The organism is Saliniramus sp. (assembly GCF_035311605.1).
Lineage (GTDB): Bacteria > Pseudomonadota > Alphaproteobacteria > Rhizobiales > Beijerinckiaceae > Saliniramus.
On record NZ_DATGCW010000174.1, the window covers coordinates 1 to 10,610 of the forward strand.

General features: G+C 66.1%; 6 protein-coding genes. 3 read left to right on the forward strand and 3 right to left on the reverse strand.

Annotation, left to right across the window (positions count from 1 at the left end):
- Nucleotides 1-34: 34 nt before the first annotated feature.
- A complete protein-coding gene (locus VKP01_RS08120) occupies nt 35-4,339 on the reverse strand; it encodes a translocation/assembly module TamB domain-containing protein (RefSeq protein WP_324411648.1) in 4,305 nt (1,434 codons plus the stop codon).
- The gene (locus VKP01_RS08125) at nt 4,339-6,303 is read right to left on the reverse strand and encodes an autotransporter assembly complex family protein (protein ID WP_324411649.1); all 1,965 of its coding nucleotides are present in this window, start codon (nt 6,301-6,303) and stop codon (nt 4,339-4,341) included. The genes VKP01_RS08120 and VKP01_RS08125 overlap by 1 nt, the downstream gene beginning before the upstream one ends.
- A gap of 240 nt (nt 6,304-6,543) precedes the next feature.
- On the opposite strand from VKP01_RS08125, the gene VKP01_RS08130 reads away from it, so the two are divergent.
- The 3 genes from VKP01_RS08130 to VKP01_RS08140 are packed head-to-tail and all read left to right on the forward strand — an operon-like array spanning nt 6,544 to nt 10,152.
- Nucleotides 6,544-7,782, forward strand: a complete 1,239-nt coding sequence (locus VKP01_RS08130; protein WP_324411653.1) for an ABC transporter substrate-binding protein — start codon at nt 6,544-6,546, stop codon at nt 7,780-7,782.
- A gap of 4 nt (nt 7,783-7,786) precedes the next feature.
- Nucleotides 7,787-9,460 (forward strand): ABC transporter permease, encoded by a 1,674-nt coding sequence (locus VKP01_RS08135; RefSeq protein WP_324411650.1) that lies wholly within the window; start codon nt 7,787-7,789, stop codon nt 9,458-9,460.
- Nucleotides 9,460-10,152, forward strand: coding sequence for an ATP-binding cassette domain-containing protein (locus tag VKP01_RS08140; RefSeq protein ID WP_324411651.1), 693 nt, complete (start codon nt 9,460-9,462; stop codon nt 10,150-10,152). The genes VKP01_RS08135 and VKP01_RS08140 overlap by 1 nt, the downstream gene beginning before the upstream one ends.
- A gap of 13 nt (nt 10,153-10,165) precedes the next feature.
- On the opposite strand, the gene VKP01_RS08145 is transcribed toward VKP01_RS08140, so the two are convergent.
- A partial coding sequence (locus VKP01_RS08145) for a M20/M25/M40 family metallo-hydrolase (protein WP_324411652.1) occupies nt 10,166-10,610 on the reverse strand: 445 nt, incomplete at its 5' end.

A 10,610-nucleotide genomic window follows, 5' to 3' on the forward strand; every position in this document is an offset into this window, starting at 1 on the left:
CTTCATGGCGGGTCCCCTTCACAAGCGGCTTGGTTCAGTACTCGATCTCGAAACCGATACCGACCGAGGTATCTCCATCGGCGCCGACCTGAGATTGCAAACGCAATCGGCGGCTGAGGTCGATATCGACCGATACCCCGGTATCTTCCGGGCGCGCGCCGGCGCGGATGCCGACGCGTACATTGTCTGCAATATAGCGCGAAACGCCCACGGCGGGAGCCTGAGCATCGGCGGTGATGTCGAGGCTGTCGACACCAAGCGCGCGGCGCAACTCGTCGAAGGCTCCAGGGCCGCCGCCGGTCAGGGTGGCGATGCCCTGGGCAAGTTGAAGGGCCTGTGCGGCAGACAGCCCGCCGGAAGCCTGATCGAACAGGATACGTGAGAGGATTTCGTCCTCGGGCAGGGAAGGGACGGAGCTGAGGATGAAGGCGGGATCATCGGCGGGTCCCGAGACCGTAATGCTCACACTGGCATCACTCACCTGCGTCTCGGCGACGAAATCGATGAAGGGTACAAGATCACCGGCAAAATCGAGCGTACCCCGTGTCAGTTCGAGCCGCTGGCCGAGCAGATCGAAGCGACCGCGCCGCAATTCGAAGCCGCCCATGGCGACCGGATCAAGGCTGGTGCCGCTCAGACGGAGCGCGCCACCCAGTTCGGCATTGATGCCGCGCCCGCGAATGAAGATGCGGTTGGGGCTGTCGATGGCCAGATCGAGGCGCGCATTGAAGCGCACGCCGCGCTCGCGCTTCGCGGCTTCCCGCAACGCCAGACGCAGGCGCACCTCCTCCGGCGCGTCGACATGGCGGGTGCCGGGAAGCGGCTGCAATGTCGTGGGCAGGCGGTCGGGAACGGTGATGTCGAGCGTCGTCAGGGTGACGCTGCCGCCAATCAAAGGCTGCGTCACGAGGGCGCCGGTGAGCGAAAGGTCAAGATCGACGGTCGCAGTCGCGAGATCATTCGAGACGAGGCGCGCATCGCGTCCGGTGATGCGCAACTCGCCCGGGAAATTCGCAGCAGGGTCGATCCGCACCTGTCCGGATGCGGCGAGCGTGCCGCCATTGGGTGTGGCGGCGCTGAAGGACTCGATGCGCAGCACATCGCCCTGCGCAACCAGCCGGGCATTGATCGCGGAGATATCGAGGCCCAGCGATTCGTCGGTGAAACGTCCCGCACTGACCGTCGCCGTCCCGTCGATGCGCGGCGCCGCGCTCATGCCGCGAATCGTGACATCGACCTGCGCGGCGCCGGTCAGCCGCCGGCCCTGCGGTGCGAGGATGATATTCGCCGCCGCGAGATCGAGATTGCCTTGCGCCCGCAGATCGAGCGCATCGGTCTGATCGATCGGTACACTCCCGGTGATGCGCAGATCCGCTGCGGCGGCGCTGATCCGGGCATCGACGCCGATGCGTTGATCGGCAATCGTGCCGGAGGCAGTGACGTTGACGCTGGGAATACCCGCTTCGCGCAATTGCGGCAGGGCGACATCGGAGAGGTCGAGCCGGTAATCGCCCTGCGGCGCATTCGCGGTTCCGCGCAGCCGCGCGCGGCCTTCAGCCGTCCCGGTCAGGCCGAGGCCGGGGACGAAGATCTCCGAGATCGACAGGGGCAGGGCGGTCATGTCGATGGCGAGATCGAGGCTTTCCCCGGCAGCGCCTGCGATGGTGATGCGCCCGCCATTGGCCGCGATGGTGACATCCTCGAACGTGGCGCTGCCGTCGGCAATGATGATCCGCGCGGGCTGCCGCAGCGCGAGGCTGCGCTCGCCGCGCGTGGCGGAAAGGGCGTCGAGCCCGATCACGAAATCGGAGTCGCGCGGCGTGAGGCGTCCGCGTGCATCGAGATCGAAGCCCTGGGCCCGCGCCTCGGCGGTGAAACGCGTCTCATCCGCAACACCCTCGGCAGTGAGCGCCACGCGGGTGAATTCCTGTCCCGCGACGCCAAGGCGTTCCGCCCGCGCCGTGCCGGCGAATGCGGGGGCCCGCAGGAGGTCACGGCCCTGCATGTCCGCCTCGAAGGCCGACAGGGTGATATCGCCGAAGCCGAGTGCTTCACCACGAGCGGCGATCCGTGCATCCTGGCCGCCCTCGTTGATGGCGAGATCGATCGTCGCGGCGAGGCTGCCACCAAGCTCCGTCAGCAGCAGCGCGCTCAGATCATCGAGATCCTCGGCATCGAGCGCGATGCGCCCCTCGGCGCGGTTTTCGGAATCGAGGGTCACCGCGCCGGCAAGGCGGGCGGAGCCAATGGTGATCGCGAGATCCTCCAGCGCATAACCGCCGGCAGCACGCGCGCGCAGCCGCAAGCCGCCCTGCGCGGCATTGCCGGCGACGCGCCCGTCGAGTGCGAGGCGCACATCTGGAAGGCCGGTGAGATCGGCCCCGTCCAGCGTCAGGGCGAGCCGGGGCACATCCCGGTCGAGGGCGATCATGTCCGCGATTTGCACTGTGCCGCTCAGATCAGGGCGTTCCAGCGATCCCGTCAGGCGAAGATCGCCGTCGAGCCGCCCCGCAGTAATGCGGGGATCGAGCGGCGCGAGATCGGCCACGCCGACATCAAGGCGAATATCGGCCGCGCCGTCATCGGCGCGCCCGTCGAGCTGCGCCGTGAGATTGCTGTTCGCAAGACGCAGTTCATCGAAGGAGAGACCGTCGGGGATCTGCGCGACGTTACCGCTCAGCCGCGTCGTCTCGCCGAGCAGGCCGTCGATCATGTCGTTGCCGGTGCCGAAATCACGCAGATCACCGGACAGTGCCACGACGACCTGCTCGATCGCCGGATTGCCCGCCATCCGCGCCGTCAGATCCGCCGCGCCGCGTAGCGGCAGACCGGCGAGCCCGGAGAACGGTGCCAGATCGGCGATCATCATGCTGAGCGTCGCATCGAGCGATTCGCTACCGACACGGCCTGTGAGATTGCCGGCGAAGGTCGGCGTTATCAGTCGCGCTTCTGCCAGATCGGCAACGCCATCGGTGCCGAGCACCCCATGGGCTGCGATCTCGATGCTGCCGCCGAGCGCCCTGTCGAGGGCCGAATCCGCCAGCGCGATGCCGCGCGCATCACCGTTGATGCGAAAATCGAAGCGATCGGCGCCATCATCCCCGGTTGACCGAGCGATTTCCGGATTGATCGCGATGTCGAGATCGAGCCGTTCGAGCGCTGCTCGCGGCGTGTCCACCCCGGCTGCCTTGATCGTACCATCGAGGGCAGGTGCCGCCAGCGGACCCGTCACCTGCAGATCAAGGGCGAGTGTGTCCACCGCCACGTCACCTGCACGGCTGACGCCGTCATTGCCGGGGAGTGCGCGGCCCGTGACCCGTACGTCGAGCTCGCGCTCGGCGGAGATCGTGCCGCCGACGGTCAGTTGCGCGACGCGCGTGCGCAGGCTCAGATCGTCGAGGCGAAATGCCGTATCGTCGCGCAGCTGCGCCGCGCCCGTCAGCCTTGTCTCGCCTTCAAAGAAGGACGCTGCGCCGGGCGGAAGCAAGCCGGCAAGACGCGCGACGAGGTCGAGGTCGAAATCGTAGGCCGCGTCGTTGCGCACCACCTGCGCCTGACCGCGCGCCCCGATTTGCGGGCCGGCGCTGAAATCAAGCCGGGCGTCGAAATCATCAAGCGGATCATCGCCGCTCAGGGCGAGCTTCACGGGCGGACGACCAGGCAGATCGAGGAGGTTGCCGACAAGGCCTCCGGCGGGCTCATCGAAGGCAAGATCGAGGGTCAGCCGGTTGCTTTCCGGGATATAGTCGAGTTCGAGATCAAGCGCGGCGCCATCGTCGAGGCGGCGCGCGGCGAAGCTGAGGTCGAGGCCCTCGGACGGGTCTGCCAGCCGGGCGGAACCTTCGGCGGTGAAGCGTGCCTCTTCGCCCAGAACGGGCGCGCCGACAATCAGTTCGTCGAGATTGAACGCATCAATGCGAACCTCGAGCGGCAATTCGGGAAAGAGCGGCCCGCTTTCGGCGGCGTCCTGCTCCTGCGGTGGCGTCTGCGCCGGGCGCAGATATTCCACCGTGCCTACATCCAGCGCGTTCACCTGCAGGCGGCGCCGCAGCAGCGAGGCGCGGCTCCAGTCGAGGCTGACCCGGTCCAGACGCAGCCAGGGGCCTTCATCGTCGGAGATGGTGATATTCGATATCACTGCCGTCGATGACAAGGCGCCATCGATATCGCCGATGGAGACCCGCGTTGTCGGCGTGGTCAAAAGGCGCGAGATCAGTGAGGCCAGCGCGCTCTGGTCGTCATCGGCCTGACCGGGCGTGGCAAAGAAGAGCCAGCCGCCGACGAGCGCGGCGAGAGCGAGGGCGGCGATGCCGGAGAGGGTGCGGATCGGTTTCATCATCAAAAGGCCTGCCCGATGCCGATATAGACGCCGTAGCCACGCTGGCCGTCCTCCTTTTGCAGCGGGACTGCGAAATCAAGCCGGATCGGACCGATGCCGGTATGATAGCGCAAACCGAGCCCGGCGGCGAAGCGCAGTCGTTCGCCGAAATCCGGATAGCTCTCGCGGAAAGCGCCGCCGGCATCGATGAAGGGCACGATGCCGATCGTATCGGTGATGCGGATGCGCGCCTCGATCGAGCCTTCGATCAGCGAGCGACCGCCGATCGGGACGCCGTTGCGCATCGGACTGAGGCTGCGATAGGCATAGCCACGTACCGATCCGCCGCCACCGGCGAAGAAACGCCGGTTGGCCGGAATGTTCCCGAGATCAGGCCCCACGATGGAGCCGAAACCGATACGTGCAGCAAGAATGTAGCGGGCGCGATCATCAAGCGCATAGTAGGTCGACAGGTCGAAGCGTGTCTTCAGCATGTTCAGGGACGAGCCGAGCGCTCCGGTGTAAGGTGTCACGCCGGCACTGAGCCGAATGCCGTCGGTCGGCTCCAGCCGGCTGTCGGAAGAATCGAATTCAAGCGTGAGCGGGATGCCGACGAGGCGGTAATCGCGCTTGCGCGTGTCGTCTTTCGTAATACCGTGCTCATACTCGATCCCGGCCCGGATGTTGAACGTGTCCGAGAAGCGATGGCGGATACCGGCCGTCACGTTCGCGAGCCGTGTGTCGAAACCGTCCGCCCGGTCGCGCTCGATGCGCGCATCGGCGAGGAAATCATTGCGTGTACCCCATAGCGCCGGCTTCATGAAGCTCGCCGAGACGCGACCGCCGAGATCGTCGAAGACATTGCGCCGACGGTCGAACAGCGCGCCCCCGCCCTCGGTCAGATAGAAGGCCGAGGCCTCGAGCCGCAGCCGCTCGGCACCGCCGAACAGGTTGCGATGTGTCCAGTAGACACGCGTTGAGGGTCCGTCCGTGGTCGAGAACTGCGCCGAAGCGCCCAGCACGCGTGGCAGCCGCTCGGTCACCTCGACATCAAGAGGCAGATTGCCGTCGGCATCGAGGGTGTCGCCGTGGCGCACGCGCACGGAGGCGAGTGCGTCGATCCGCGTGACGGTGGTGCGAATTCCCGCCAGCGCCTCGGGCGAATAGGGATCACCCGGCTCGGTATAGATGAAGGAGCGGATCACCCGCTCGTCGACATTTTCGTTGCCCGTGACCGTGATCGGTCCGAGGCCGGCGACAGGGCCGGGGGAGACCGCGATCGTGAGATCCATGACCCGCTCGGGATGGTTCACCACCGGGTCGATCTCGACGATATCGGCGAAGGGGCGCGACTGCGCGCGATAGTAATCGACGATGCGCGCCTGTGCGCTCAGAATGTTTGCGGCGGAGGCAGGGTCGCCGGGGGCGAGGGCGATGACATCCTCGGGGATCGCCGTCGGGCCGAGCCGCTGGCCGGTTCCCGCTTCGACGATCGCGACGTTGCGGATGGTGAAGCGTTGCGATGGATCGACGGCGATCCGCACGGGCACCCGCGCGCTCCCGCGAAACGGACGCGCCGCATCGACGCGGTCCGTCCCCACGCGCATGGTCACGCCCGCTACCTCGATAGCGACGCTGGCATTGTAATAGCCCAGTCCCCACAGTGCATCGATCAGGGGCAGGATGTCGCCCTGCGCGCGCCGGGCGAGCGCCTGCGCATCCGGCGGAGCATCACTGCGCAGCTGATACAGCGTCGAAATGTCCTCGATCGCCGTGCGCAGCTGCGAATCATCGCCGACGATATCGATCTGCAAATCATAGGGGAGTGCGTCGGTGCTCGGTTCGGGCAGGGTTTCGCTGCGTCCGAACAGGCCGAAGAAGTCGAACGCATACGCGCTCCCCACCGGCATCATGCCGAGCGTGAGGGCGAGGAAAAACGCTTTCCATACAGGCGTTCGGGTCACTGACCCGCAGACGCGCTTCATTCACATACTCCAGAGATTCCCGCTGCCCCCGCGTGACGGAAATCTGTACCCATCCTGACTGCGTAGCGCAGAATTGAAAGTATTTCTTTAACGCCCGCGCAGCCCGCTGGCAAACCCGCAAGGGCCTTCACGGATGCGTGATCGTGTAACGAATCGCCATGTTGCGGCGTATAGGTGACAGTGCACCTCGCCTCGGCGTGCAACAAATTTCGAGTTCCGGGAGATATCTGCGTGACAAGCATGAAAGGGCCCACGCGCCGATGGTTCGGCGCAATCGCAACCTCAGCTTTTCTGCTCTCATCAGGCGCGGCGCCAGCTCGCAATGGCGCGTCGGATGCGCTTTCGAGCTGGGACGGGATCGTGGCCGCGGCTGAAGGCCAGACCGTCTACTGGAATGCCTGGGCGGGTGACGAAAAGGGTAACGCCTTCATCAGCTGGGCTGGAGAGCAGGTGCGCGAGCGCTACGGCGTGCGCATCGAGCACGTCAAGCTGACCGATACCGCAGAGGCGGTCGCGCGGGTTGTGGCCGAGCGGGCCGCCGGGCGCGACGAGGGCGGTACGGTGGATCTGATCTGGATCAATGGTCCGAACTTCTTCACGATGAAAGATCAGGATCTGCTCTTTGGGCCCTTCACCCAGGTGCTACCGAACTACGCACTGGTGGACGAGGAGGGCAAACCCTCGAACGTGGTCGACTTCACAATCCCCGTTGATGGCATGGCGGCGCCTTGGCGCGTGGCGCAGGTCGCCTTCGTTTACGACTCTGCCCGTGCTGATCTTGAAACGCTGCCGAAATCGATCCCCGACATGCTCGACTGGGCGCGGGAGAATCCGGGCCTGCTGACGCATCCCAATGCCCGCAATTTCCTGGGCGCCACCTTCCTGAAACAGGCGCTCTACGAGCTGACGCCGGATCCCGCATTGCTGCAGGAAGAGGCGACGGATGCGCGATTCGAGGAGGCCACTGCTCCGTTCTGGGCGTGGTATGAGGCGATCCGTCCGCATTTCTGGCGTGGCGGAACGGACTTTCCCGGCTCGAGCGCCGATCTCGATCGCCTGCTCGACGACGGCGAGATCGAGATCGCAGTGACCTTCAACCCGGCGACGGCGGCGCTTCTGTCCGAGACGGGGCTTCTGCCTGATACGGCGCGGGTCTATTTCCTCGATGCCGGCACCATCGGCAACACCTCCTTCGTCGCGATACCCTATAATGCCGCGAACAAGGAAGGTGCGATGGTCGTCGCGAATTTCCTGATGTCGCCGGAGGCCCAGGCGCATGCTCAGGACCCGACTGTGCTTGGCGCCTTCACCGTCCTCGATACGGACAGGCTCGACGCGGACGCGCGCGCGCTGTTCGCTGCGACATCGCAGCACCCCGCCATGCCGCGTCCGGAAGAGATCGCCGATGTGCTGCTCGAGCCGCATCCTTCCTGGATGACGCGGATCGTGGAGGAATGGGAAGCGCGGACAGCGCGCTGATCCGATGCTGCGTTTCGCGCCGACCCTGACCTTTTTGATCCTGCTCGGCCCAATCGGCGCGGGGTTGCTCTGGACGCTCCTGCCGGCCTTTGGCTACCTGCCGGTACTGGGTACGCGCGAGTTTTCGCTCGATCCCTGGCGGGAGCTCTTCGCCTATGCGGGTTTTCGCTCGGCGCTGTGGCTGACGATCTCCACGGGCTTCGGTGCGAGCCTCGTCTCGCTGATCCTTGCCATCACGCTATGCGCGACCAGCGTGGGGACGCGCGCGTTCGAGATCCTGCGCGCGGCACTGCCGCCGCTTCTGGCTACGCCGCATGTCGCCATCGCCATCGGCTTCGCCTTTCTGGTGGCGCCGAGCGGCTTGATCGTGCGCGGCTTCTCGCCCTGGGCGACCGGTTGGGAGCGCCCGCCCGGCATCGCCACGGTGAACGACGTCTACGGCTTGAGCCTGATCGCCGGGCTGGCCCTGAAGGAGACGGTGTATCTCATCCTGATGATCGTCGCAGCGAGCACGCAGGTGGCGCTGCGCCCTATGTTGCAGGCGGCCTCGGCGCTGGGATACGGGCCGGCGCGGGGTTTCGTTGCGGTGATCATGCCGCAGATCTACCGCCAGATCCGCCTTCCAATCTATGCCGTGCTCGCCTTCTCGCTGGCCAATGTCGAGATGGCGCTGATCCTCGGCCCCGGCAATCCGCCGCCGCTCTCGGTGGTGGCGACGCGCTGGTTCGCCGGTTATGATCTGGGCATGTATTACCCGGCTTCTGCCGCCGCAACGCTGCAATTCGCCATCGTCGTTGCCGGGATCGGCCTGTGGCGGCTGATGGAGATCCCCGTCGGTGCAATCCATCGCGCCTGGCTGGCGCGCGGTGTCCGGCGTGGCGCCGGTGAGCCTTTATGGGGCAGTGCCGCGCTGATCGGCTGGACGGGCGGCCTGCTGGCCCTGGCAACGCTCGTTGCCATCGCGGCATGGTCCTTCGCGCATCGCTGGCGCTATCCCGATTTTCTGCCGCAGAGCTGGTCACTGCGCGTCTGGGAGCAACATGCGGGTAACGTCACGGCGCTGGCCGGGGTTACGGCGGTGATCGCCGCTGCCGCGACGCTGGTGGCCATGGTCCTGGCGCTGGCTTGCCTGGAGAACGAGCAGCGGCGCGGATTGACGGTGGGGCAGGGAGCCTTGTGGGCGCTCTATCTCCCGCTGCTCGTGCCGCAGATCGGCTTTCTCTTCGGGGCCCAGATGTTACTGGTGCATTTCTCTCTCGATGCGACGCTGTTCGCAGTGATCTGGGCGCATCTCATCTTCGTGATGCCCTATGTCTTCCTCTCGCTCGCTGATCCCTTCCGCGCACTCGATCCGCGCTATGCGCGCAGCGCGGCGGCTCTGGGGGCGTCGCCGATGCGGATCTTCTTCACGGTGAAGCTGCCGATGCTGGCGCGGCCGCTGGCGATTGCCTGCGCCATCGGTTTCGCCGTGAGCATTGCGCTCTATCTTCCCACATTGTTCGCTGGCGCCGGGCGCATCGCCACATTGACCACAGAGGCCGTGACCCTGTCGAGCGGCGGCGACAGGCGGGTGATCGGGGTTTATGCATTCATCCAGGCGCTGCTGCCGCTCGCCGTCTATGCGATCGCGCTGGCCCTGCCGGCGTTGATCTACCGCAACCGCAAGGGGCTGGCATGATGGATGGAGCCGTTGTGACGAGGCAGGCCAAACAATCGGATGAGGACGGTTCCGAGGCGGGGCTCGTTCTGCGTGACATTTCCATCAGCATCAACGGCGCGGCGCTTCTGGACGGGCTCGACCTCACCGTGCCGCCGGGCGACGTGGTGACCGTGATGGGGCCGAGCGGATCGGGGAAATCGACGCTGCTCGCCTATGTGGCCGGTTTTCTCGACAAGGCCTTCACGGCGCGCGGCGACGTGCTGCTCAATGGTGCGGATATTACCACGCTGCCGGCACAGCAGCGGCGCCTGGGGATCCTGTTTCAGGACGACCTGCTCTTCCCGCATCTGAGCGTCGGCGCCAATCTCGCCTTCGGTCTTGATGCCGCCGTCAGGGGACGGCGCGCAAGGCGGGCGAGGGTGGAGGAAGCGCTGGAGCAGGCGGGGCTTGCGGGTTTCTACGAGCGGGATCCGGCGACGCTTTCCGGCGGCCAGCGCGCCCGCGCGGCGCTGATGCGCACGCTGCTTGCTTCACCGCGCGCGCTCCTGCTCGATGAGCCATTCAGCAAGCTGGATCGGCCCCTGCGCAAGGATATCCGCGCCTTCGTCTTCGGCCATGCCCGCGCGCTCGGACTGCCGACGCTGCTCGTGACGCATGATCACGAGGATGCCGATGCCGCCGACGGGCCGGTGGTGACGCTCGCCGCGTAAGCCGCGCGTCGCCTCAGGGTGCGAAACGGGTATCGTAATCCAGCACCGCGTTGAGCAGGACCTGCGTGCCCGCGCCGCAATCGCCGAAGGTCGCGTTCTCCGCCTCGTTGTGGCTCAACCCGTTCTCGCAAGGCACGAAGATCATGGCCGTTGGTGCGATCGCGGCGGTATAGGTGGCGTCGTGGCCAGCGCCGGAGAGCATTTCGCGGCTCGCGAAACCCGCCTGCTCGGTGCCGCGCCGCACCGCGTCGATGCAATCGGCATCGAAGACGACAGGCGGGTTGTTGGTGACGCGGCGGTGTTCGGCGACGAGGCCGATTTCGCTTGCGATGGCGTCGATCTCTTGATGGAGCGCGGCTTCCATCGCGTCCAGAACGGATGTTTCGGGATGGCGGAAATCGACTGTGAGAAAGACCTCGCCGGGAATCACGTTGCGTGAATTCGGGCGTACCTCGACC